This is a genomic window from Alphaproteobacteria bacterium HT1-32, from assembly GCA_009649675.1.
Classification (GTDB): domain Bacteria; phylum Pseudomonadota; class Alphaproteobacteria; order Rhodospirillales; family HT1-32; genus HT1-32.
This window is the reverse complement of sequence record WJPL01000001.1, coordinates 522,710-546,961: the sequence shown is the minus strand read 5'-3', so window position 1 is coordinate 546,961 and position 24,252 is coordinate 522,710. Positions and strand designations below refer to the sequence as shown.

26 protein-coding genes and 1 tRNA gene are annotated in these 24,252 nt (G+C 58.3%); 7 read left to right on the top strand and 20 right to left on the bottom strand.

Annotated features, from left to right (window positions below; genetic code table 11):
- Nucleotides 1-16: 16 nt before the first annotated feature.
- The 5 genes from GH722_02540 to GH722_02520 all read right to left on the bottom strand — a co-directional run bounded on the left by GH722_02540 (nt 17) and on the right by GH722_02520 (nt 5,454).
- Nucleotides 17-433, bottom strand: a complete 417-nt coding sequence (locus GH722_02540) for a DUF983 domain-containing protein (GenBank protein MRG70633.1) — start codon at nt 431-433, stop codon at nt 17-19.
- Nucleotides 420-1,274 carry a hypothetical protein gene (locus GH722_02535; protein ID MRG70632.1) on the bottom strand — a complete coding sequence of 285 codons (855 nt, stop codon included), beginning with the start codon at nt 1,272-1,274 and terminating at the stop codon, nt 420-422. The genes GH722_02540 and GH722_02535 overlap by 14 nt, the downstream gene beginning before the upstream one ends.
- On the bottom strand, nt 1,243-3,297 hold the full coding sequence (locus GH722_02530) for a bifunctional aldolase/short-chain dehydrogenase (GenBank protein ID MRG70631.1): 2,055 nt from the start codon (nt 3,295-3,297) through the stop codon (nt 1,243-1,245). Before GH722_02530 ends, GH722_02535 begins: the two co-directional genes overlap by 32 nt.
- A 168-nt stretch (nt 3,298-3,465) precedes the next feature.
- Nucleotides 3,466-4,569: an S-methyl-5-thioribose-1-phosphate isomerase gene (gene mtnA, locus GH722_02525; protein MRG70630.1), complete on the bottom strand. Its 1,104-nt coding sequence runs from the start codon at nt 4,567-4,569 to the stop codon at nt 3,466-3,468.
- A 9-nt stretch (nt 4,570-4,578) separates the two neighbouring features.
- Complete coding sequence (locus GH722_02520; GenBank protein MRG70629.1) at nt 4,579-5,454, bottom strand: S-methyl-5'-thioadenosine phosphorylase; 876 nt, start codon at nt 5,452-5,454, stop codon at nt 4,579-4,581.
- A 154-nt stretch (nt 5,455-5,608) separates the two neighbouring features.
- Between GH722_02520 and GH722_02515 the strand changes: the two genes are divergently transcribed.
- The 5 genes from GH722_02515 (at nt 5,609) to GH722_02495 (ending at nt 10,090) form a co-directional block, all read left to right on the top strand.
- Complete coding sequence (locus tag GH722_02515; GenBank protein MRG70628.1) at nt 5,609-6,169, top strand: hypothetical protein; 561 nt, start codon at nt 5,609-5,611, stop codon at nt 6,167-6,169.
- A gap of 21 nt (nt 6,170-6,190) precedes the next feature.
- Nucleotides 6,191-7,513 (top strand): cobyrinate a,c-diamide synthase, encoded by a 1,323-nt coding sequence (locus tag GH722_02510; GenBank protein ID MRG70627.1) that lies wholly within the window; start codon nt 6,191-6,193, stop codon nt 7,511-7,513.
- Complete coding sequence (locus tag GH722_02505) at nt 7,513-7,962, top strand: YcgN family cysteine cluster protein (GenBank protein ID MRG70626.1); 450 nt, start codon at nt 7,513-7,515, stop codon at nt 7,960-7,962. Before GH722_02510 ends, GH722_02505 begins: the two co-directional genes overlap by 1 nt.
- Nucleotides 7,963-8,015: 53 nt before the next feature.
- Nucleotides 8,016-9,101, top strand: coding sequence for a methylated-DNA--[protein]-cysteine S-methyltransferase (locus GH722_02500; protein MRG70625.1), 1,086 nt, complete (start codon nt 8,016-8,018; stop codon nt 9,099-9,101).
- Nucleotides 9,102-9,181: 80 nt separating this feature from the next.
- Nucleotides 9,182-10,090 carry an N-formylglutamate amidohydrolase gene (locus GH722_02495; protein MRG70624.1) on the top strand — a complete coding sequence of 303 codons (909 nt, stop codon included), beginning with the start codon at nt 9,182-9,184 and terminating at the stop codon, nt 10,088-10,090.
- Here GH722_02495 and GH722_02490 read toward each other — a convergent pair.
- The 12 genes from GH722_02490 to GH722_02435 form a co-directional block, all read right to left on the bottom strand.
- Nucleotides 10,065-10,799: an isochorismatase family protein gene (locus GH722_02490; GenBank protein ID MRG70623.1), complete on the bottom strand. Its 735-nt coding sequence runs from the start codon at nt 10,797-10,799 to the stop codon at nt 10,065-10,067. The two genes, GH722_02495 and GH722_02490, sit on opposite strands and share 26 nt — an antisense overlap.
- A 103-nt stretch (nt 10,800-10,902) precedes the next feature.
- Entirely contained in the window at nt 10,903-13,083 is a 2,181-nt protein-coding gene (locus GH722_02485; protein ID MRG70622.1) for an anthranilate synthase, read from the bottom strand.
- A gap of 223 nt (nt 13,084-13,306) precedes the next feature.
- Nucleotides 13,307-14,107 (bottom strand): ABC transporter permease subunit, encoded by an 801-nt coding sequence (locus GH722_02480; protein MRG70621.1) that lies wholly within the window; start codon nt 14,105-14,107, stop codon nt 13,307-13,309.
- On the bottom strand, nt 14,100-14,867 hold the full coding sequence (locus tag GH722_02475) for an ATP-binding cassette domain-containing protein (protein ID MRG70620.1): 768 nt from the start codon (nt 14,865-14,867) through the stop codon (nt 14,100-14,102). The genes GH722_02480 and GH722_02475 overlap by 8 nt, the downstream gene beginning before the upstream one ends.
- A gap of 191 nt (nt 14,868-15,058) precedes the next feature.
- Nucleotides 15,059-16,090 carry an ABC transporter substrate-binding protein gene (locus GH722_02470; GenBank protein MRG70619.1) on the bottom strand — a complete coding sequence of 344 codons (1,032 nt, stop codon included), beginning with the start codon at nt 16,088-16,090 and terminating at the stop codon, nt 15,059-15,061.
- Nucleotides 16,091-16,492: 402 nt separating this feature from the next.
- Nucleotides 16,493-17,377, bottom strand: a complete 885-nt coding sequence (locus GH722_02465) for a LysR family transcriptional regulator (protein ID MRG70618.1) — start codon at nt 17,375-17,377, stop codon at nt 16,493-16,495.
- Between the two features lie 28 nt (nt 17,378-17,405).
- The gene (gene trxB / locus GH722_02460) at nt 17,406-18,371 is read right to left on the bottom strand and encodes a thioredoxin-disulfide reductase (protein MRG70617.1); all 966 of its coding nucleotides are present in this window, start codon (nt 18,369-18,371) and stop codon (nt 17,406-17,408) included.
- 79 nt (nt 18,372-18,450) lie between these two features.
- Nucleotides 18,451-19,080 (bottom strand): redoxin domain-containing protein, encoded by a 630-nt coding sequence (locus GH722_02455; GenBank protein MRG70616.1) that lies wholly within the window; start codon nt 19,078-19,080, stop codon nt 18,451-18,453.
- Between the two features lie 132 nt (nt 19,081-19,212).
- Entirely contained in the window at nt 19,213-19,578 is a 366-nt protein-coding gene (locus GH722_02450; GenBank protein ID MRG70615.1) for an MmcQ/YjbR family DNA-binding protein, read from the bottom strand.
- A gap of 32 nt (nt 19,579-19,610) precedes the next feature.
- Nucleotides 19,611-20,501, bottom strand: a complete 891-nt coding sequence (gene folD, locus GH722_02445) for a bifunctional methylenetetrahydrofolate dehydrogenase/methenyltetrahydrofolate cyclohydrolase FolD (protein MRG70614.1) — start codon at nt 20,499-20,501, stop codon at nt 19,611-19,613.
- Nucleotides 20,498-20,836: a DUF167 domain-containing protein gene (locus tag GH722_02440; GenBank protein ID MRG70613.1), complete on the bottom strand. Its 339-nt coding sequence runs from the start codon at nt 20,834-20,836 to the stop codon at nt 20,498-20,500. Before GH722_02440 ends, folD begins: the two co-directional genes overlap by 4 nt.
- A gap of 6 nt (nt 20,837-20,842) precedes the next feature.
- On the bottom strand, nt 20,843-21,145 hold the full coding sequence (locus GH722_02435) for a YggT family protein (GenBank protein MRG70612.1): 303 nt from the start codon (nt 21,143-21,145) through the stop codon (nt 20,843-20,845).
- Nucleotides 21,146-21,286: 141 nt separating this feature from the next.
- Here GH722_02435 and GH722_02430 point away from each other — a divergent pair.
- Nucleotides 21,287-21,362: transfer RNA gene (locus tag GH722_02430), tRNA-Ala, on the top strand.
- 87 nt (nt 21,363-21,449) lie between these two features.
- On the opposite strand, the gene GH722_02425 is transcribed toward GH722_02430, so the two are convergent.
- From GH722_02425 to GH722_02415, 3 genes are read right to left on the bottom strand one after another with little or no spacing between them, the layout of a single operon-like run.
- Nucleotides 21,450-22,610: an AI-2E family transporter gene (locus tag GH722_02425; GenBank protein ID MRG70611.1), complete on the bottom strand. Its 1,161-nt coding sequence runs from the start codon at nt 22,608-22,610 to the stop codon at nt 21,450-21,452.
- A gap of 43 nt (nt 22,611-22,653) precedes the next feature.
- Nucleotides 22,654-23,085: a hypothetical protein gene (locus tag GH722_02420; GenBank protein ID MRG70610.1), complete on the bottom strand. Its 432-nt coding sequence runs from the start codon at nt 23,083-23,085 to the stop codon at nt 22,654-22,656.
- A gap of 18 nt (nt 23,086-23,103) precedes the next feature.
- Nucleotides 23,104-23,691, bottom strand: coding sequence for a DUF883 family protein (locus GH722_02415; protein MRG70609.1), 588 nt, complete (start codon nt 23,689-23,691; stop codon nt 23,104-23,106).
- Between GH722_02415 and GH722_02410 the strand changes: the two genes are divergently transcribed.
- On the top strand, nt 23,690-24,223 hold the full coding sequence (locus tag GH722_02410) for a hypothetical protein (GenBank protein MRG70608.1): 534 nt from the start codon (nt 23,690-23,692) through the stop codon (nt 24,221-24,223). The genes GH722_02415 and GH722_02410 overlap by 2 nt on opposite strands.
- The last annotated feature ends 29 nt before the right edge of the window (nt 24,224-24,252 follow it).

Below are 24,252 nucleotides of genomic sequence, written 5' to 3'. Positions count from 1 at the left end.
GTCGCTGATGTCCGGTTTAGCTCTGTTCTGCGCCGAGTGACCAGATCGCGGCCATGAAGATACCCTTCGCGACGGGCAGAAAGGACAGGGTCAGGGCAACGGTCAGAAAAAGGGCTGATGAGATGACGACAAGGTCAGACAGATCGGTCTTCATTGTCAGGGCGACCGTTACCGGCACGACGACATGGCCGACGAGCAGAATGGCCAGCCAGGCCGGGCCGTCATCAGCGCGAATGGCAGACCAGTCTTCGCCACAGGCAGAGCAGGTTTCAACCGGCTTGAGATAAGACCGGAACAGGCGGCCTTCACCGCAATTCGGGCAGCGACCCCGCATGCCCTGAACGGCTGCTTCCCAGATACCTTTTCTCTGGCTGCTCATATCGTTTTCTTCCTTTTCACAAGTCCCGGGGGACGGGCTGTTACGCTGGCGCATTCGCCAGTGTGAAATTCAGTGCGACACCATTTGCGTCGTCCGGGTCAACCGAAACGGTGAATGTATCACGGGTGAAATATATCCCGCTGGCAGCGAAATGACCCGCAGGAAGGTCAAGCGTCGGGACCATAACAGTCATGCCTGTAAGTGATGGCTCCGCCCTGTCACCGGCAGTCACGGTCAGGGTGCAGACATCTCCCGGCAGTGTGAGGCTGAAACCATCAGTGCCGGGGACAGGTGAACCACTGGTCAGCCGCGCAAGCCGGTTGGCTGTCGCCTTCGGGTCGGCTGCGGATATTTCAATCCCGGTAATTGCCTCGGCCCCGTTGGCGTGACGCAGCCATCGGGGCTGCCAGACCATCTCACGGGTCAGGTGGGTGCAGACAAAGGCCCGGAGACCGGCTGTATCAGCACTGTCGATATGAACCAGCGCAAATTCCGGCGTTACCGTCCCGTCCGGCAATTCCAGCAGGCGCTTCAGTTCCTTTGCGGGCTGAACACCGATATTGCTGGCCTTCAGATCCTGATAAGCCTGTTCAGCATCGTCGGCTGCAAAGGCCAGACCCAGCAGGCCCTCGCCTTCTGCGGCCAGAAATTCGTCCAGCCGGTTGACGAACTGGCTGTCATCAACAATCCCCAGAAGCTCGATATAATCCTGTTCGAACATGATGCAGTAATTGGCTGTGCCCCAGCCGATATGCCGCCCGCGCGGAGTCAGGGTAAAGCCCAGTCCCTGCCATGTTGCGCGGGCAGATTCCAGATCGGCAACGCCGACGAGAACATGATCGAGTCCGGTGATCGACATCGGCTTAGCGCAGGGCCGCTTCGATGTTGCCGCCATCCACGGTCATCACCGCGCCGGTTGTCGAGGTTGATTTGGCCAGCGCCACAAAGGCATCGGCCACATCACCGGCCGTGACTTCGCGTTTCAGCAGATTACCACCCATATAGTCACCTTCTGACAGGCCCCGGGCCTGTGACCGGCTGGCGATCATGTCGTCTGTCAGCAGACCAGACCGGATGCGGTCCGCATTGACCGCGTTGGAACGGATGCCATCGGCACCATGATCCAGCGCATACTGACGCGACAGGAACAGGGTTGCCGCTTTCGGCAGACCGTAGGGTCCGAAATCCTTGCCCGGATTGACCGCCTGTTTCGATGTGTTGAACAGCAGGCAGCCACCGGTCCCCTGTGTCCGCATGATCTTCACGGCGGCCTGTGCCATGTTCTGATGACCAAAGAAGTTCAGCTCGAAGCTCTGGCGCAGCGTATCGTCATCGACCTCGCCGATTTTCCCCTGCCAGGCAGCACCGGCATTGGAGACGAGGATATCGACCCCGCCGAATTTCTCGGCGACGGCCTGCATGGCGGCGGCAACCGATGACTTGTCGGTGACATCGCATTCCACGGCAAATCCGCCGATGGATGTGGCGACCTTGACTGCATCGTTGATCTTCAGGTCGAGGACCGCAACTTCGGCACCTTCAGCACGCAGCGCCCTGGCGGTCGCGGCACCGATTCCGGAGCCACCGCCGGTAACCACGGCAACCTGTCGGGCAAGCGCCTTTTCAGCACCCTTGCCGAGCTTTGCCTGTTCCAGCGACCAGTATTCGATCTCGAACATATCTTCTTCGGAAATGCTCTCGAACCGGCCGATTGCTTCGGCATTAGTGATGACTTCAATGGCGGTTTCCGCAAGATCGGCAGCGATCTTTGCATCTTTTTCCGTCTTGCCGATTCCGAACAAACCCAGGCCGGGGACCAGAATGACACGGGGTGCCGGATCAAGTTCGGTGCGCGGGACAGCCTGCTTCGGATTCTGACGGGCGAAATAGGCGTGATAATCAGCCTCGAATTTCGTCATGGCGGCTTCGGCACCGGCCCGGAAAGCTGCCATGTCGCTGGCATCGGGGGCGGGAACGATCAGCGGCACAGGCTTAGTACGGATGGAATGGTCCGGTGTCACGGTGCCTTCCAGCGCATAACGGGAAAGTTCCTCGCCATTGACGTAATTCAGGATGTCGCTGTCGCTGCGGAATTCAAAGACCCATCTTGTCCAGTCACCGTTGCGCTTACCCTTCAGGGCGTTCAGGCCGCGCAGAACCGGAGCAACATCAGACGCTTTGGCGATTGATTTCGGGAGGCCTCTGGCGCTTGTGAAAACCTTGCGACGGTTCTGTTGCAGACGCTCTTCAGCCATTGAGACAAATTCGATCATCCGGTCATAGGCGGTCTTTGCGTCGTCCGCGAAGGAGAAGATGCCATGCTTCAGCATGATCATGCCTTCCACGGTCGGGTCCTGATCGAAGATTTCCTTGGTCTTCTTTGCCAGATCAAAGCCCGGCATGATGTAGGGCACCAGCGCCATGCGCTTGCCGTACAATTCACGACAGATTTCCTCGCCATTCGCCTGATCCGTCAGGGCGAGGACCGCATTGGAATGGGTGTGATCGACGAATTTATGCGGCAGGAAGGCATGCAGCAGGGTTTCAACCGACGGGTTCGGGGACTGTGAATCCAGCAGATTGCAGCGCTGGGCATTGACCATGTCTTCATCAGACAGGCCATCCAGATCCGCCAGCCGTTGCAGTGGCTTGAGCTGAACTGCCGGCAGGCCAGCCGGTTCGATATCGCCCATATCCCAGCCCGAACCCTTGACGCAGAGCGCCTCGACCATGTCTCCGGCAAGATTTTTCATCTCGGTCTTTACCGAGGTATTGCCGCCACCATGCAGCACCAGCTTCGGATCACGACCCAGCAGGCGCGTGGTATAAACACGCAGCGCCAGATCTTCGTTTACGCCCTGTCTGGCGTAGCGATCAACATATTCACGGGCGTCTGCATCGGACCATTTGTTCAACATGGATTCAGGCCTTTGTTTCTCTGCTGTTCGTTACTTAATTCGTTCCTCACCCTGAACTGGATTCAGGATCTTGGCCGGTTGCTTCTGCCGGTCAGAGACGTAATGGCAGGGCGGTCGGGATCCTGAAACCAATCCAGGATGAGGGGTGGTTTATTCCTGCCTCTGTCTTCAGGCGGCGCTCTGCTGCTCCGGGTAAAGGCCCAGCAGTCCGTTCTGGCTGGCGTCACAGACACCGCGTTCCGTAATCAGTTTGGTGACCAGTCGTGCCGGGGTTACATCGAAAGCGTAGTTACCGGCCGGGCTGCCATCGGGAGTGATCTGTACCCAGGCCATCTCACCATTGGGCAGGCGTCCGTAGATCTCGGTCACTTCCTTGCCGTCGCGCTGTTCGATGGGCACTTCTTTCACACCGTCATGGATGGTCCAGTCGATGGTCGGGCCGGGCAGGGCGACATAGAACGGAACATTGTTGTCCTGCGCTGCCAGTGCCTTCAGATAGGTGCCGATCTTGTTACAGACATCGCCGGAGGCGGTGGTGCGGTCGGTGCCGGTAATGCAGAGGTCAACCATGCCATGCTGCATGATATGGCCGCCGGTATTGTCGACGATCACCGTGTGCGGCACGCCGTGGCGGTTCAGTTCCCATGCGGTCAGGCTGGCGCCCTGATTCCGGGGGCGGGTTTCATCCACCCAGACATGAACCGGAATCCCCTTGTCATGGGCGTGATAGATCGGGGACAGTGCCGTCCCCCAGTCAACAGTTGCCAGCCAGCCGGCATTACAATGTGTCAGCACGTTCAGGCGGTCTTTCTGACCCTTGGCATTCCAGATGCGCTCAAACTCACCCAGACCATGCACGCCGATCATGCGGCATATCTCGACATCCTCGTCACAGATTTCCGCAGCCCGCTGATAGGCGGCGGCACTGCGGTCGGCAGGTGAGAGGGGCGATAGTAGGCGGCGCAGATCATCCAGCGCCCAGCGGAGGTTAACCGCCGTCGGACGGGTTGCGTAGAGTGCTTTATAGGCGGCATCAAGATTGGCGTCGGAGGCATCTTCCCGCATGGCCAGGGCATAGCCGTAAGCTGCGGTTGCCCCGATCAGCGGCGCGCCCCGTACCAGCATGGCTGATATCGCATGCGCTGCCTCGGACATGCTGCGCAATGTTACCGTGACGAATTCATGCGGCAGCCGGGTCTGATCGATGATTTCAACCGACTGACCGTCTTCAGCCAGCCAGATTGTGCGGAAGGGTTTGCCGTCGACCTTCATATCCTGCTCCTAGCTTTTCAGGACACGGCCTGCGACCGCCTCCAGTTTCCTCATCATCTCCGGGTCGCGCTTTTCCGGGGCGGTCATGATGGCGTTGTCGAGTGCCGTATGCGGTGCGCGTGGTTCCGTCAGTTTCGCCAGCTTCGGCGCTGCCTGCCTGACCAGTGACCGGGCGTTCTCGGCATTCCCCAGCAGTACCTTGATGACCTGATCCACGGTCACATCGTCATGACCTTCATGCCAGCAGTCGAAATCGGTGACCATGGCAACGGTGGCATAGGCAATCTCGGCTTCCCGGGCCAGTTTGGCTTCTGGCATATTGGTCATGCCGATCACATGGCAACCCCAGGACCGGTAAAGATGTGACTCTGCCTTGGTGGAGAATTGCGGGCCTTCCATGCAGAGATAGGTGCCACCACGGGTGACCTGCAGGCCAAGCTCGCTTGCGGCTTCAAAAAGATTGTCGCCAAGCACGGAACAGACGGGATCGCCAAAGGCAACATGGCCGACAAGTCCGGTGCCGAAAAAGCTTTTTACCCGTGCGAAGGTCCGGTCGATGAACTGGTCGACGATAACGAAACATCCCGGCGGCAATTCTTCCCGGAAGGAACCGCAGGCTGACAGGGAGATGATGTCGGTCACGCCGGCACGCTTCATGGCGTCGATATTGGCGCGGTAGTTGATTTCGCTGGGCGGGATACGGTGGCCACGTCCGTGACGGGGCAGGAACACAAGCTGTACGCCGTCGAGAGTACCGAAGAAAAGTTCGTCCGAGGGTTCACCGAAGGGGCTGTCGACTTTCTCCCAGCGGGTATCGCTGAGACCGTCAATGTCGTATAGACCACTGCCGCCGATAATGCCGATAACAGGTGTGCGTGACGCCATGTCCAATATCCCTGAATGCCTGTGGCTCTGAGTGGCGGAGGCTATAGCATGCAGGGCGGGGCTGGTAAAAGCCTGCAATTCCACCGAAGCGCCGGATTGTGCGGCTTCCCGCAAGAGGTATAGTCATCATCATGATCACGATAGCAGACTTCCAGTGACACCGGGCAGGGCAATGATGATTGGCATCGTCGCCTGCGGTGTTGTGGCGACCGGTGCCAGCATGCTCGGTTATGACCTGCTGCCGGATTTTGGCACCGACCCCCGTGCAGGACAGACTGCGCCCTTCGTTCTGCTTGATGTGACGGGTAAGGAAGTTGCTGACCGTGATCTGCATGGCAGTTTCAGCCTGTTGTATTTTGCGACTTCGGCCTGCCCTGAACGCTGTGTTCTGGAATATGACCGGCTGATTGCGTCCATTGCAGGGCTGGGTGCGGACGGTGTGAAGATCAGGCCGGTTTTCGTTTCGCTGGACCCGCTGTCGGGTCGGGCGGCCAGAGTGCAGGAGACACTTCAGCGTTTCGACAGCCGGACTTTGCTGCTGACAGGCTCTTCCAGACAACTGGATGCGGCTTTCCGGCTGCTGGATATCCATGCCACCAGTGACGGCACGGGAACACCGGCTGTACTGCTGGGCCCGGACGGGCGGGTGGCGGCATCTGTCGATCCGGGACTGGATGAGACAAAGCTGACGGAGCTTCTGCGTGAACATCTCTGAGTTGCAGGCCAGGGCAGCCCGATGACGCCGGGAATCATTATTGCTGCGCCATCATCGGGCAGCGGTAAGACGCTGGTGACGCTGGGCCTGATCCGGCATCTGTCCGCACAGGGCAGGCGGGTCGCCAGCGCAAAGGTGGGGCCGGACTATATTGATCCGGCTTATCACAGCGCGGCAGGCAGCCGGGATTGCCAGACGCTCGACAGCTGGGCGATGCGCCCGGCGCTGCTGGATGATCTGGTCTCTGACCTGAATGACGGCAGCGATATCATCATCTGTGAAGGGGTGATGGGTCTGTTTGACGGGGCGGCCGGCGGCGGCGGGGCGACAGCTGATATCGCGGCCCGGACCGGCTGGCCGGTTGTTCTGGTGGTGGATGTGCGGGGGATGGCGGCAAGTGTGGCGGCCATTGTCAGCGGATTTGCCGGTCATCGGAATGATCTGCGGGTTGCCGGTGTGATCTTCAACAGGGTCGCCAGCGACCGCCATTTCGATCTGCTGGCGGCGGCGGTCAGGGCCAGTTGTCCTGGGGTGGTTGTCCTTGGCGGGTTGCGCCGCCGGGAAAATCTTACCGTCCCGTCGCGGCATCTTGGTCTGGTGCAGGCCGGAGAGGCAGAAGACCTGCACCGCCTGCTGGATGCTGCCGCTGCTGCCGTGGCAGAGGATCTGGATATTACGGCACTGGCTGGTCTGGCTGCTGATGCGGGCATCTCCGGTCAGGGGCATGCTGACCCGGCCGTTCCACCGCTTGGCCAGCATATTGCCGTTGCACGGGACACGGCCTTTGCGTTCTCCTATCCGCATCTGCTGACGGGATGGCGCAGGGCGGGGGCGGAGGTGACGTTCTTTTCTCCGCTGGCGGGGGAAGGGCCGCCCGATACAGCGACGGCGGTTTATCTGCCGGGAGGATATCCGGAGCTTCATGCAGGACAGCTTGCAGCCAGTTATGGCTTCCGCGATCAGATCCTGGTGGCGGCTGACAGGGGTGCGGTCATTTATGGCGAATGCGGCGGCTATATGATGTTGGGTGAAGGCCTGACCGATGCAGCGGGGGTGCGGCACCAGATGCTGGGTCTGCTGCCGCTGGAGACCAGCTTTGCAGCACCCCGCCGACGGCTGGGTTATCGTGTCGTGAGGCTGCTGGATGACGGACCGCTGGGCAGGGCAGGAAGTGGCTTTCGTGCCCATGAATTCCATTATTCTGCAGAGGAAAAGACCGATGGAACGAACCGGTTGTTCAGTATCATGGATGCGACCGGGACCAGTCTCGGGCTGTCGGGGCTGGTGCAGGGACGGGTCTTCGGGTCATATATCCATCTGATTGACCGTGAGAACCCGAACTGATGACGACTGACGACGAAACACCCTTCTGGCAGCGCAAGAAGCTGTCGGAGATGACAGATACGGAGTGGGAGTCGCTCTGTGACGGTTGTGCGAAATGTTGCCTGCACAAACTGCAATATGATGATACGGGCGAAATCGACTACACAAACGTTGCCTGTCGCCTGCTCGATACGAACAGCTGTCGTTGCCGGAAATATTCCATCAGGTCGACACTGGTGCCTGATTGTGTGCGCCTGACGGCGCAGGTCGTGCCGCAACTGAACTGGCTGCCATCAACCTGTGCCTACCGCCTGATTGATGAGGGGCGGGACCTGCCTTACTGGCATCCGCTGAAGACCGGAGATGCGGATTCGCCTCACAAGGCCGGCATGTCCGTGCGGGGGCGCGCCGTTCGTGAACAGGATGCCGGGCCGCTGGAACATCACATCGTTCACTGGGACGATTGCTGATATCACAGCAAGAGACGGATATCCCGTTTGGCAGAATCAGCTAAACTGCCCCCATGACACAGCAAACAGATCATATTCTTGATGCGGCAGCCTGCTGGAAAGCGGTTGTCGATCGCAATGCGGATTGCGACGGACAGTTTATCTATGCGGTCCGCACGACCGGCATCTATTGTCGCCCCTCCTGCGCATCCCGACCGAAGAAACGGGAAAATGTCGCATTCTTTCCGTTGCCGGAACTGGCGGAGATCGCCGGATACAGGGCCTGCAAGCGCTGCCGGCCAAGATCGGTAACGCGGGCAGACCCGGGGCTGGATCTGGTTCGCCAGACGCTGGAGCGGCTGCATCGCCATATAGACGATATGGAAGAACAGGTTCTGACGCTGGAGGACATGAGCAGTGAACTGGGCGTCAGTGTCTGGCATTTGCAGCGTACATTTTCCGGGATTGTCGGCATCAGCCCGCGTCAGTATCTCGACGCGCTGAGGCTTGGCGACCTGAAACGGCGGTTGAGGGAGGGCGCGGACGTGACGGAAGCGATTTATGAAGCGGGTTATTCCAGCCCCAGCCGGCTGTACGAAAAATCCGACGACCATTTCGGCATGACCCCGGCCAGTTACGCCCGTGGCGGCAAGGGCGCGACGATGGCTTATGCGATTGTTGACTGCCCGCTGGACCGGATGATTGTGGCGGCGACGGAACGGGGAATCAGTTTTCTGGGCTTCGGGTCAGATGACGAGGCCCTGCTGGGCGAACTGAAAGCGGATTTTCCGGAGGCAGAGATTGTCGCCGATGACGGGACGCTGGAAGTTGTGACCGGCGTTATTCTGGACCAGCTTGATGGCAAGGCACCGGCAGAGACATTGCCGCTTGATGTGCGGGCGACCGCGTTTCAGCGCCGGGTCTGGGAAGAGCTGATCGCGATCCCGGATGGAACAACCCGAACTTATGGCGAGATCGCCCGGCGACTTGATATGCCGAAGGCAGCGCGGGCGGTGGGGACGGCCTGTGGTCGCAACCCCGTATCTCTTCTTATTCCCTGCCATCGGGCGGTGGGATCTGACGGCAAATTGCATGGATATCGCTGGGGACTGGCGCGCAAGAAACGCCTCCTGGCCCGCGAGGCACGACAAATCGGGTGATAATCAGATTGCAAGCACAACCTTGGGATGTGTGATGGCCGTCGTTTTCAGAGCGGTATTTATCTGATTATCTTGTCGATATGAAAATTCTGACTTCCGAAGATGTCCTCGACATCCGCATGCCCGAAACTGATCCGGTTCCGGTTGTGCTTGATTCACCGCACAGCGGTACAGTTTATCCTGATGACTTCCGTTATTCGGTAGGCATGGATTTGTTGCGCTATGGTGTCGATTTCGAAATCGATGACCTTTTCGGCTCTGGTCCTGCCTTTGGTGCCACGTTGATCGCGGCCCGCTTCCCGCGCTCCTACATCGATCCGAACCGTTCCCCGGCTGATATTGATGCGGGAATGATTGACGGCGTCTGGCCGCATGAAATTCAGCCGTCTCAAAAGACGGAAACCGGTCATGGTCTGATCTGGCGCACTGTCGGTATGGATCAGGCACCGGTTTATGACCGCCTGCTTTCAGTAAGCGAGGTAGAGAACCGGATCGAGAAATACTGGCGACCCTATCGCTCTTCCCTGACCGCTCATCTGGAGAAAACGGCAGAATCTTTTGGTGGCTACTGGCATATCAATTGTCATTCCATGCCGTCGGTCTGGCCGAATGGTTTCGAGGGGACGGGTGAGCCGGTGCCGTTCGATATGATTATCGGTACCCGTGATAACGATACATGCAGCCATGAGGTCGCCTCGCATGCGCGCGGCCTGCTGGCCGGTCTGGGCTTTTCCGTTGCGGTCAATGTCGGCTTCAAAGGGGTCGATCTGGTCCGGGATCACGGAAACCCGGCAGCCAACCGGCATTCCCTGCAGATCGAAATCAACCGGGGCCTGTATATGAATGAGGCGACCTTTGAACGGTCAGACGGCTACGAGCCGCTGCGTGATGCCATGACACAGTTCCTCGATGCCTTTACCGAAGGAGCGGCCTGTCATTTCGGTGTAACGACCAGGCGCAAGGTCAGACGTTCTTTCCGTACATCCTGAGAATCGTTTCACGGGTATCCCAGATGGCATTCGCCAGCAGGCGAAAGCTGTGCATGTTGTGATTGCGGGCATCAACACCGTCAATCGCGATGCCGGCAGTGGCGTCTGATACGATTGCGACACTGAATCCGTTTTCGACCAGATCCCGCAGATGCCCCTCAAGGCACAGATTGGCGCACATGCCAGCCAGAATGACCTGTGTGAGATTGCGTGCCCGCAGTTCCTGCATCAGTTCGCGATTGGCCAGTCCGCAAAGCCTGTGGGTGCCGGTCACCACCGCATTGTCATCCTCCAGATAAGGGGTCAGGCAGGGCAGGATGTCACCGTCTTTGGCAATATGTTCCATGGTCCGGTCCGGCAGGGAATTGGCCCAGGCGGCGACCCGGCCGACGCCGACGGCCTCTGTCTGCCGGTGATCGTGGTGATGCGGGCAGACAATCCGCAGCATTCCGGTTGAACAGGCTGTATCCAGCAGCCATTCCAGATGCTCGATGACATTATTGCCGCGCACGCCATTCTTGACGGCTGGCCAGAGGCTACCCTCCGGATCGAGAAACCCTTTCTGTGGATCGACGAGCACCAGTGCCGTGCGGCTGAGGTCGAGGGACATGTCCGGGCAGGGCAGGCTTCTGGCTGCGACTTCCGCCAGATTGATAATGGCCGCAGGCGACCGGCGCTCATCTGTCTTGTGGGCTGTTGCTGTTGCCATGTCAGTTTCCCAAACGCATCTGTTGTCGATGGGGTAATCCTGAACCGTTCAGACCGTGGCGTCTGTGAACTGGTTCACGTCCGGGGAAACTGACAGGACATCATCAGGCGGCGCTGGCTTTTCTCTCCGTCTGGCCGAGATTTTCGACCACATTCTCAATCATCCGCATGCCGGCATCGTGACTGAGCGACATGATTGATTCAGGGTGGAACTGCACGGCAGAGACCGGTTCGCTGACATGCTCGATCCCCATGATGATGCCATCAGAGGTGAGGGCCGTGACGGCGAGTTCTGCCGGCAGCCGGTCGGCATCGGCATAGAGCGAGTGATAGCGCCCGATGGTGATATCTGCGGGCAGTCCGTCGAACACCACACCCGGACGGGTGATTTTGATCCGTGACGGTTTGCCATGCATCGGATCATCCAGCTGTGCCAGCTTCCCCCCGTAAAACTCACAGATTGCCTGCAGGCCGAGGCAGACACCGAAGACGGGAAGCTTTGCCTCTCGCAGCATGGTGATGGTCCGGGCCGTATCGAAATCCTTTGGCGAACCCGGTCCCGGCGAAAGGACGGTCAGATCAGGGGCCAGCCGGTCAATGGTGGCCCGGTCGACCGGTGTCCGCAGGGTCGTCACCTCTGCCCCGGTCTGGCGGAAGTAGTTGGCGAGGGTATGGACGAAGCTGTCTTCATGATCGATCAGCAGGATATGTTTGCCCGTACCCACCTTGCGCGTCACACGCCTGCCGTCACTGCCTTCCGAATTCGAGCCCTTGCGGATGGCGGACCGCATGGCGGAGGCTTTCAGTTCGGTCTCTTTTTCCTCTTCAACCGGATCGGAATCGTTCAGCAGGGTAGCCCCGGCGCGAACCTGTGCGACACCGTTCAGAATGCGGACGGTGCGAATGGTCAGGCCGGTATTCATATTACCGTTGAAATGCATCATGCCGATGGCACCGCCATACCAGGCGCGTGGCGTGCGCTCATGCTTTTCAATGAAGCGCATGGCCCACAGCTTGGGTGCGCCGGTTACGGTGACCGCCCAGGCATGGGTCAGGAACGCATCGAAAGCATCCATGCCCTCGCGCAGACGGCCTTCAATATGGTCGACCGTGTGGATCAGGCGGGAATACATCTCGATCTGGCGGCGACCGATAATCCGCACCGAGCCCGGTTCACAGACCCGGGATTTGTCGTTGCGGTCGACATCGGAACACATGGTCAGCTCAGATTCGTCTTTCTTGGAATTCAGCAGTTTCAGAATCTGTTCTGAATCGGCAATCGGGTCGTCACCGCGCTTGATGGTGCCGGAAATCGGGCAGGTCTCGACCCGTCTGCCAGTCACCCGGACGAAAATTTCCGGTGAGGCACCGACCAGATATTCCTGTTCCCCGAGATTGATGAAGAAGGAATAGGGTGAGGGATTGATTTCCTTCAGCCGGTTGAAGATTTCCGCCGGTCGGCGTTCACATTTCTCATAGAACACCTGACCGGGAACCACCTCGAACAGGTCGCCGCGCAGGAAGGATTTCTTCGCCTCACGCACCAGATCGGCATATTCGCCGGGGCTGTGATCACCGGCAGGCGGGTCTTCGGTGGCGAATCTGAAATCCTCCTCCATGCCGCCACCCTTGCGGTCGGCGGTGGAGACACCATTGATGGTGAAGTCATACCGGTCGAGCCAGGCTTCGACGGAATAATGGTCAACGATGACCACTTCGTCCGGCAGGAACAGCACCATATCGCGCTGGTCGTCCGGGCGTTCGACATGCTGTTCGACGGGATCAAACTGATAGGCGAGGTCATAGCCGAAGGCCCCGTAGAGACCGAGGGCCTCATCCTCGTCACTGCCAAACAGGTCGATGATACTGCGCAGGACCGAGAAGACGGTCGGCATGCGCGAGCGTTCTTCCTCCGTATAGATACGGGATGGCTCTGCAACCGTGATGTCCAGCCGGTCGGGGGAACGGGTCTGGTCTGCGATATCCGCATGTCCTTCAAGACAGGCGGTGATGGCATCCAGCAGCACAATGCCCCGGTCGTTGAAAGCCTCGATCTTCATCACCCGGCCGCGTGAAGTGATGCCGATCGGAGGATCGATGATGGCCGTGTCCCAGCGGGAATAACGCCCCGGATATTCATAGTTCGAGGAGAAAACCGCACCCCGGCGCGCATCCAGCTTTTCCACATAGCTGGAGATGGCGGTGTCATAAGGTGCAGCCTGTCGTGACCGGGTGACGGTAATCCCGCCATTGGTGGTGAAGCTTTCGGTCATATCCTTACTCATTTCTCTGTCTCTCCTGAGGCGTCTGATAAAGCGCCGCTGTCGGACCCGGAACACAAAAAAACCGCCCCGGAGTTTCCTCGGGCGGCCCTGTGATGCGTTTTCTGCGCGCAAGGGATGGTCCACCCGATCAGGGAGTCCACCACCACCAATTCTGCTGCGCGTTCATGATCATGGGCGCCAAGTTATCGGGGAGAAGCTGGGGTGGCAAGACTGTTTCCACCGCTCACCGCCGCCAGCGGAGGAAGTACCGCTCTGCCCGGCCGATCAGGGTTGCCACGATCAGGCCGATGACGGAGAGGAGGGCAACGCCGGCGATGAGTTCGTCCGTCGCCATCAGGTTACCGGCCATCAGGACATAGGCTCCGATGCCGTATTCCGCGCCGATCATTTCAGCAGCAACCAGCAGAATGATGGCGATAGAGGCAGATATCCGGAAACTGGACAGGATCGCCGGCAGGGCACCTGGCAGGATGATCTTGCGGACAATCGACCACCAGCTGAGACCAAAGGACTGGCCCATGCGGATCAGGCCGCGGTCAACGTTATCGACGCCACCGAAGGTACCGATGACGGTCGGGAAGAAGACGCCGAACAGAATGGTTGCGACCTTTGAGCCCTCGCCAATGCCGAACCAGATGATGAACAGCGGCAGCAGGGCGATCTTCGGGATCGGGAAGATGGCGGAGACCAGCGGAATCAACCCGGCGCGGGCGACCGAGAACAGGCCAATCATGATGCCGACAACCAGACCGAGCAGGGTGCCCAGCGACCAGCCGAGCAACAGACGATAGGTCGAGGCTTCCAGATGCACCCAGAGTAACCCGGTCGTGTAGAGGTTCTGCAGGGCCGACCAGGCCTGTGACGGTGCGGGCATGAACAGTGGCGGGATTGCACCAATGCGCGAGAGAAACTCCCACAGCGCGATGATGACAATGAAAACCACCAGCCCGATCATCCGGATCGGCTTCGGGTTGAAGCCGCCCCCCCGGAAGGCGACAGTGCGGGTATGCGGCTGATCAGACATCGGCAAGCTCCATATCAGCGGCCTGGGCTTCGTCGCGCATCAGATCCCACAGGCGTTTCTGCTGGCGTTCCAGATCCGGATCACCGAGTTCACGTTCCTCGATGGGTTTGTCGATGGTGATGATTTCCCGAATTTTACCGGGACGCCGCGACAGCACGACCACCTGATGACCGAGACGCACTGCCTCGTTCAGATTGTGGGTGACATAGACGGCCGTAAAGCGTTCGCGGGTCCAGAGCTGGATCAGGTCATCCATTAGCAGTTCGCGGGTCTGGCTGTCGAGTGCCGACAACGGCTCATCCATCAGCATGACATCCGGACAGACAGCGAGCGCACGGGCGATGGCCACGCGTTGTTTCATGCCGCCGGAAAGCTGGCGCGGATAGGCTTTGCGGAAGTCCGAAAGCTTGGTGCGGGCCAGCACGTCAGCGATGATTTCTTCCCGGCGTTCCGGGCTGAGAGAATGGTCTTCGAGGACCAGGCTGATATTGCCTTCAACCGTGCGCCAGGGCAGCAGGGCAAAGTCCTGAAAAATATAGGTCAGTGGATTGAGTGAGCCTTCCGGCGGATCACCGATCTGCAGGACATCACCTTTTGTCGGCTTCTCCAGACCGCCCACCAGCCGCAGCAGGGTGGATTTACCACAGCCGGAAGGGCCGATGATGCAGACGATCTTGCCCTGTTCGATCAGGAAATCGATGCCACTCAGCACTTCCATATCGCCGTAATAGTGAGACAGGTTGTTGATATGGAGATTCATCTGATGCTGTGGCTCCGGTACTCACTGCAAGTTTGCCATCCTTCGAGACGGCGTTTGTGCCTGCTCAGGATGAGAATGTTGCCCACCCCCTCATTCTGAGGAGCACCGGAGGTGCGTCTCGAAGGACGGTTGAGCGGGCAAAGCGTAAAAAAGAAGCCCGGCGGTGATATGGCCACCGCCGGGATATCAGATCAGTAGGCTTCGGTGAAATTCTTGTTGATCACCTGATCGATCGTGATGGTGCCGGGAATCAGCTTCTCCGACTGCATCCACTCCAGCTGGCGTGTCAGATCGGTCACGTTCAGCTTCACGCCTTCATTGAGATACATCGAACCGGCCTTGATCGGCGGGGCGGCTTTCTCGTAAGGACGATCCTGATAGACATATTTGTGGATGATCTTGACCAGTTCTTCGACTTTCGCAGCATCCTTCTGGTCGAGCATGACCGAGTTGAATTCTTCGATACCGCGGGCATAGGCCTTGATAAACCGCTTTACGACATCCGGGCGTTCGCTGATCGTCTTGGCTGAGGCAGCCATCACCGAGATCTGGTAATCATCGGTATAGTCGTTCAGCCATCCCAGCAGCTTGGCATCGCCGGAACTGACCAGCGGTTTGGCGATATGCGGTACCATGATCATGGTATCAACCTGACCGGACTTGATGGCACCAATCATGGAGCCAACCTTCTGCAACGGCGTCAGCTTGAGGTCCGAGAGCGGGAAGCCCTTGGCACCGGCAATGATTGACGACATGTAGTGGAAGGTCGATCCGACCTGGGTCAGGGCAACAGAGTGCCCCGGCAGTTTGTCGACGGAGGTCAGGCCTGCATCATAGGCCTTGTTCGAGGCGAGGATGGCCATGCCGTCAACGCCCTTCTTTTCCCGCAACACACCGCCGATGGCTTTCAGCGCATCCTTGGCAGCGAGGTTGACGAAGCCACCGGTCATGCCGGCGATGCCGAAATCCGTATCACCGGACGCCATCGCAACAGCAATCGGCTGTGCAGCCTGGAAGAAAACAAACTCGGCGTCGATGCCCTCTTCCTTGAAATAACCTTTTTCCAGCGCAATGAAGCCTGCTGCATGTGAGGTGAAGCGCAATGCGCCAACCTTCACCTTGTCCTGTGCGGCAGCTATCTGGATGCCGGCCCCGAAGGTCGCAACGGCAAGCGCGCCGACCATCAGAAGGCGTTTTGACACCTTCAGTTTTGAATCGATCATAGTGTTTACTCTCCCATTTATCGCTTTGCGAATCCGTGTTTTTCATGCGGATGCGCGCCTGCGGGCACCATAAGCAAATTGTTGGCAGGGAGAAAGCGACTTGAGCAAATCGGAAGGGCAAAAAAAAGCGCCGGGTCACGAGGACCCGGCGAGTTTAACAGGGAGGCTTCACGTCTGGGAGACGTGTGGTCCGCCACAAGGGAGGGTAGGCGGACCATAGTTACCGGACATGTGGTCCGGCGGATCGACGGGAGGGAGGACCCGTGGATCCGTCGCTGCGCAAGCAATGCTGCGCTGCAACAACTTGAATATAGGATTCAGTCCGGGGTTCCACCACCTTCAATTCCGCAACCAAGCCATGCGGAAAATGCATATCTGCACTAAATATGTGCTATTGCTTAATTATTCCCGGAACTCTGCCAGCTTTTTGATCAGAAAATCTCTGAAAACACCTATTCTTTTGGAGTGCCGCAGCTCTTCCGCATAGACAAAATAGGCATCGAAACTGGGGCCACGCAGTTCCGGAAGCACTTCCACAAGCCGTGAATATTCACGTGCCATATATTCTGGCAATGCAGCGATACCAAGACCGGCCTGTACCGCACGATATATGCCATAGAGATTGTTGACCTTCAGTGCGGCCTTGCGGGGCTGGTCAGTTTCAACATTCAGCAGCCAGTCGACATCGGCCACCGGCGGGGTTGCTTCCTCGCCATAGGCAATGATCTTGTGGTTGTCGAGATCCGCTGGCGTTTTGGGCGTTCCGGCCTGCGACAGATACTCTTCCGTCGCATAGACATGATACCGCGTCGTCATGATGTGACGCTGAATCAGGTCGGGCTGGCGCGGCGGCGACATGCGGATGGCCGCATCCGCCAGACGCATGCCGAGATCCAGTTCGCTGTCATCCAGAATGATGGTGACGTCGATATCCGGATAGATCGAGATGAATTCCTTGATCCGCGGGGTCAGCCAGACCGAGCCGAAGGCAACCGTAGTGGTTATCTTCAACGGGCCTTCCGGCACATCGCGGCTTTCACGAATCTGCTTCTCGGCGATGGAGAGTTTTTCAAATATGTCGTGCGCCGTCTTGTAGAGGCGTTCGCCCTGTTCCGTCAGGATCAGTCCACGGGCATGCCGGTGGAACAGCGGCACATGGAGGCTTTCCTCCAGGCCGGAAATCTGCCGGCTGACAGCGGACTGACTGAGGTTCAGGGTTTCTCCGGCATGGGTAAAGCTGCCCGCATCCGCGACTGCGTGAAAGACGCGCAGCTTGTCCCAGTCCAGCGACCCCAGTTGGCGCAACGGCATGGCGTTATTCGGCTGCCTGTGCAGCACTCTCCAATGTTGCAATGTATTTCTCGGCTTCGAGGGCCGCCATGCATCCCATGCCGGCTGCCGTGATCGCCTGACGGAAAATCTTGTCCTTCACGTCACCGGCGGCAAAGACACCTTCAATTTCCGTCGATGTGGAATCCGGTTTGGTGATCAGATAGCCCTCGTCATCCATCGGTAGCTTGCCTTTGAAGATGCCAGTCGTCGGCGTGTGGCCGATCGCCACGAAGACACCGTCGACGGCCAGTTCGCTTTTCTCACCGGTTTTGGTGTTTTTCAGGCGGACTGAGGTGACACCCGGCGGGTTGCTGTCGCCCAGAACTTCATCCAGTTCGGTATCCCAGATAACATCAACTTTCGGATGACGGAACAGGCGCTCCTGCATGATCTTCTCGGCCCGCAATTCGTCACGGCGATGGATCAGGGTGACCTTTTCAGCGTGATTGGTCAGGTACAGGGCTTCTTCGACAGCTGTATTGCCGCCGCCGATGACAAGAACCTTCTTGCCGCGATAAAAGAATCCATCGCAGGTGGCGCAGGCCGAGACACCAAAGCCCATGAACTTCTGTTCGCTTTCAAGGCCAAGCCAGCGTGCCTGTGCGCCGGTTGCGACGATAACTGAGTCGCCAATATAGGTATCACCGCCATCACCCTTCGCAACAAACGGCCGCTTCGAGAAGTCGATCTCCGTAATCAGGTCAGAAATGATCTTCGCACCGACATGTTCAGCCTGTGCCTGCATCTGTTCCATCAGCCAGGGGCCCTGGATAACGTCAGCAAAACCGGGGAAATTTTCAACATCGGTGGTGATGGTCATCTGTCCGCCCGGCTGCATGCCAGCGACAACGATCGGCTCCAGACTGGCGCGCGCTGCATAAATCGCAGCGGTATAGCCGGCGGCACCGGATCCGATGATGAGTACTTTTGTGTGGTGAGTCTGGGGCATGTAGAAATCCTTATCTGAACGCCTGCAACATAAGGCGGTATGGGGGCGCGGACAACTCTCCTCGCCCCCATATTATCAATCAGAGCTTGCTGGCATGTTCGCTCAGGTAGCTGGCGACGCCGTTGCTGTCGGCTGTCATGCCTTTGTCGCCCTTGTTCCAGCCAGCGGGGCAAACCTCGCCATGTTCTTCATGGAACTGCAGGGCATCAATCATCCGCAGGGCTTCATCAACATTACGGCCAAGCGGCAGATCATTGATGACCTGATGGCGAACTACACCGGCCTGATCGATCAGGAAGGTGCCGCGCAGGGCAACGCCGGCATCGGTAAGGACGCCATAATCGCGGGCAATATTCTTGGTCAGATCAGCGACCAGCGGGAATCCGACTTCGCCCAGACCACCGTCATTTACCGGTGTACGGCGCCAGGCGGCGTGGGTATGAACGCTGTCCACGGAAACACCGATCAGCTTGGTGCCGACTTCGGCGAAACGGCTGACCCGGTTATTGTGGGCGAGAATTTCCGACGGACATACAAATGTAAAATCCAGCGGATAGAAGAACAGGAGACCATAGCTGCCATCAAGCCAGCTGGTCAGGTTGAAAGCTTCGTCAATCTCGCCATTTGCCAGCACGGCAGCGGCCGTGAAATCAGGCGCTTTTGAGCCGACAAGGGCGTGGGGCTGGCGGTCGTTGGATGGGGTCGTCATAAACATCTCCTTTTTGGTATTAAGAATTATTCTTATTCTAAATAGATAAAATTACCGGTGATGCAAGACCCGATCTGTGTCTTTCCCTGATTATAAATTTTGCGGTGAGAACATTGGCCGGAAACGGCTTTTTCAGGCGGGGTCGAAACCGATTTCCTGCCGCTTCTTGCGGGTGAGGCCGAGGGCGACAAGGCGGTGCGATTCGGTCAGATATGCCTTCAGGTCCTCATCGGACAGGCCCGGCTCGTCATAATTCTGGACCCAGCTCATCCCCCGTGAGGCAAGATAGGGTGCCGGTCGCACCCCTGGCTGCCCGGTCAGGATTTCATAGGTGAGACGGGATACCTTGAAGGTAATGCCGGGATAAGACTTGTCGCTCCAGCCGGCGATGGCGAACACCTTGCCGCCAACTTTCCAGACATCGGACCCGCCCCACTGCACGACATGGGTTGTGGCAGGCAGGTTCTCACAGAAAGCGTTATATTCGTCCCGGGTCATCATGCTCGAAGACTCTCGAAATAGCCGGCGGATCAGATTTCCGGCGGGGTAATGTCATGCTGCCGGCAGGCGGCGGTCAGGGTATTGGCCAGCAGGCAGGCGATGGTCATGGGGCCGACACCGCCGGGCACCGGGGTAATCGCACCCGCCCGGGTTGCCGCGCTGGCATAATCGACATCACCGACCAGTCGCGTCTTCCCCGGCTCACTGCCGGGTACCCGGTTGATGCCGACATCAATCACGGTCGCACCGGGCTTCACCCAGTCACCGTCGATCATTTCGGCCCGGCCGACAGCGGCAACCAGAATATCTGCCGTGCGGCAGAGTGCCGGCAGGTCACGGGTCCGGGAATGAGCAACAGTTACCGTGCAGCTTTCGCGCAGCAACAAAGCCGCCATCGGCTTCCCGACAATATTGGAACGACCGACGACCACGGCGTTCAGGCCGGACAGATCACCCAGCCTGTCTTTCAAAAGCATGATGCAGCCGAGCGGGGTGCAGGGCACCATGCCATCCCCGCCGGTTGCCAGCAGCCCGACATTGATGACGTGAAAGCCGTCGACATCTTTTTCCGGCCGAATTGCCGCGAGAACCTTTTCCTCGGAAATCTGCTCTGGCAAAGGCAGCTGAACCAGAATGCCATGCACCTCAGGATCGTTATTCAGCCGGTCGATCAGGGTGAGCAGTTCAGCCTCTGGCGTTGATGCATCGAGCCTGTGCTCAAACGAGGCCATTCCGGCTTCCACGGTCTGTTTACCCTTGGACCGCACATAGACCTGACTGGCCGGGTCTTCACCGACCAGAACGACAGCCAGCCCCGGTGTCAGTCCGTGATCGGCTTTCAGTCTGCTGACATGCCGGGCAATACGGGTGCGGAGGTCGGCCGCGAAGGCTTTACCGTCAATCCGGTTTTCATCGGTCATTCGGTCTGTGTTCCCCATTCGGTTATCCGTTCCAGTTCAGCCGGATCCGTCACGTCCAGCATCAGCATCTTGTTCCGGGAGGTTTCTCCTGATGTGATGCTGATCCGGGATTTCGCCAGCTTCAGGGACCGGGACAATAATTTTATCAGTGCCGCATTCGCCTTGCCACCTTCCGGCGGCGCCGTGACGGCAACACGCAGGCAGGGTAATCCACCGGCATCAGCAATCACGCCCAGAATTCTGTTCGATCCGCCCCGCGGCGTTAGCCGGACTGCGACACGTAGTCCGCCCGGAACGACAGTGACTGGAGAGACTGTTGCTGACGCTTCCGGAATGGCGGATCAGCCGACGAGAATCTGGAAGATGGTCGGCAGAAGGCCGTCGCGGACCAGAATGATCGCGATAATGGCAAATACCGGGGTGATGTCGATCCCGCCGAGATCCGGCAGTATCCGCCGGATTGGCTGTAACAGGGGCTCTGTGATCCGGTGCAGAAAGTCACCGACCATATAAACGAATTTGTTCTGGGTATTGATGATGTTGAAAGCCACCAGCCAGGACAGGATCGCCATGATGATGAAGGCGAACATATACAGTGTCAGCAGCGACTGTATGATGCCGAAAAGAGTTGTAATCAGCGGCATGGCAGGCAGATCCGTTCAGTTCTCATTCAGGAAAGAAACCTAGTTGCGGGACCGCAGTTTCGCAAGCGTGCAACCGAGAATAACCGGCCTATCACGCGCTTGACAGGATCACCAGCCGTCACCATTATCCCGCGCATCGGCGGGGCCGTAGCTCAGATGGGAGAGCGTCGCGTTCGCAATGCGAAGGTCAGGAGTTCGATCCTCCTCGGCTCCACCACCACAGTTTCATACGATGAAGCGATGAAATTACATCCATAATTTGTTAGATGCCCGTTGTTGGCAGAACGATGAATGCGTTTCTCGTTCAGGACTCCTGAGCGGCTGCGCTGGTGCTTTCGTCTTCTTTGCGGAGGACGGGCTGGTCTCTGGCGATCAGGATCAGGTGTCGCAGGGCGGTCAGGAGGACGACCAGAATGGGAACCGAGAGCAGGGCGCCGGGGATGCCCCATACCCATGTCCAGACCAGCATCGACAGGAAGATGGCAATCGGGCTGATCGTCAGTTGCCTGCCAAGGATTGCCGGCGTGATGAAAGAACCCTCGATGATGGTCAGCAGACCATAGGCCAGTGGCGGTGCGCCGATCTGCCACCAGCTGTCGAAAGTCACGAGTGACACAACTGAAATGCAGCAGAAGACAATCATCGGCCCGACATAGGGAATGAAGCCCAGCAGGGCAGCCAGTGCGCCCCACAATACCGGGTTCGGCATATTCAGCAGATAGAGCAGGATTGCGGTAACGACGCCGAGGCTCAGATAGATCAGGGCGCTGATCTGAAGATAACGTGTCACGGTCTGCTGCACGGCATCGATCAGGTCTTCAACCGAGCGCTGATGGGCCCGCCAGGGGATGCGGCTGATGGCCCGGCGCGTCTGGGTGCCGTCCTGTGACAGGAAGAAGAAGGTCAGGGGAATGACAATGAGGATCTGGACAAAGGTCAGCCAGGTTGAGGCAAAGGCCTTGTCCAGCAGGCTTGGTCCTTTCACGACCACTTCCGACTTCGGCGGCTTGCCGTCTTCGACCTCGGCGATTTTCTGAATTTTCTCTGTCGCCTGTTTTGCCTGTTCGATTGATTCTGCAACCTGCCAGAGCTTGCTTCTGATTTCCCGTTCGAGACTGGGCAGGCGGTTGACCCATTCGGTCGCCGGTTGTGACAGATTGACCGTCGCACTGACAGAAGTGCCGATGACGGCGGTCAGAACCAGTGCCGCCGCAAGCGACGCCGGAAGCCCGGTCCTGCAGAGTTGACGGACAAGTGGCCGCAGGATGGTGCTCAGAAAAAGCGCGATGAAGATCGGCAGAAACAGGTCTGTCGCAAAATATAATGTATAGAGGATGGCCAGCAGGGCGAGGCTGATGACTGCGTAGGGCATGGCGCCGCTGATCAGTTCGGTCAGTTCGGTTTGCGTGATCGGGCGCAGACGGCTCCGGGAAGCCGGCGGAGCCTGCCGGTGATCATCAGTCATCCTGCAGTTCTTTCAGTGGAGGCGACGGGCGCGGGTGCGTCCGTCAGTCTTTTGGCTTCAGCAGCCCGATAATAGCACCGGCGGCCAGTGCGGTCATGAGTGTCGATGCCGGGTTGCGACGAACAACATCTGACGCGGCCCGGGTGCAATCATCAATGGCGGATTGCGCAGCCAGAGCGGATGGCGGCGTCTGTGCGACATATTCCCCTGCCGGGGCGGAACTCCGGCGGAGCGTGAAGAACAGTATCAGGAACCCGATACCGAACAAACCGGCGGCAATGTATCCCGCAGCCTCATGGGCCGGCAGGAATGTGACGAGGTGAAGATAGAGGGCGGCAAGACCAAAGCCTGCGGCAATGGTCAAGATGACGGCGGATAACAGAACCAGAGCGGCGCATCTGGCCGTCTGACGCGCGGTCGCCCGTATCTGGCTCATTGAGCCGGAAATAATGTCCCCAATTGCAGCGATGGTCATGCCATGTCCCCCTGGTGATCAGCGCTTGCGAAGAATCTGGGACAGGATAAGTCCGGCACCGAAGGCAACCATGAGGCTTTGAAACGGACGTTCCCGGACAGTGCCTTCAATCGCAGCGGCAGATTCACGGCCCTTTTCAACGGCGGCCTGTGAGCCTGCCTGTACACCGGCCTTCAGTTCAGCGGCTTTCTTTTCGCCCTGTGACTTCAGGTTTGTTGCCGTGGCCTTGCTCAGGTCAGAGACATCGCTGGTCAGCTGGTTGAGAACGGCCCGAAGCTCGTCGATGTCTTTCTTGATCGCATCATTACTGGTCGACATGGGTAACTTCCCCGTATGTAGTGAACAGAATGCCCTCTGCCGGCCCGGTGGGCAGCAGCTGGCTTGCACAACATCAACGGGCGGCAGGCAAAACTGTTCCCTGCCAATTTCCGCCACCCCATAGCCATTGCTGAGGAATGGCGGATTTCTCTGACCGGTTGCGCGGTGCCCTTGTTTCCCGTAAGAGGCTGAAAACAGGGGCGAAGTTTCGTCTGCGAATTTTCCTTCCATCGACCAGTTAAAATCGGCACAATTCAAGGCGATTCGATTCGCTGGGAAAAAAATCATGCAACTGCGTCAATACGGCACGTTAGCCAGGTTTTCTGGAGCATTGGCGCTGCTGGCCGTGGCCGGGTGCACGATCCTGCCTGACAGTACCCGCCGGCTTTCCGAGCTTGAAGCGGGTGAGGTTCATGATCTTGATGATCTGAAAACCGCCTACAAGCTTTGTGTTGTCTATGGTGCAATCAGTATTGACCGGGAACAGTCTCCGGGCAGTACATCGCCGTCTGATGCCGAAGCGACAAGTGCGGCGCTGGAAGCGACGTCGCGTTGCCAGCGTAATTACGAGATGATCGGGGATTATGCTTTTGAGCACCGGCTGGATTATCATGCCCGCAAGCAGGTGACTGAGGGTCTGACCAGCGAAGCAATTACCCTGGCTGAAACCTCGGTCAATGAAGCACGTGTCGGAGACAAGCCGTCTTATGTGGTTCAGGTCTATGATGATGTTGCTGCATCGCCGTCAATTCTGAAATTGCCGGGTCGTCTCTGGGACAAGTTTGAAGCCAACTGGAAAACCCTGACGCCACCACAGTAGACATTTCGCCGAACCGGCGGGGCTGTCGA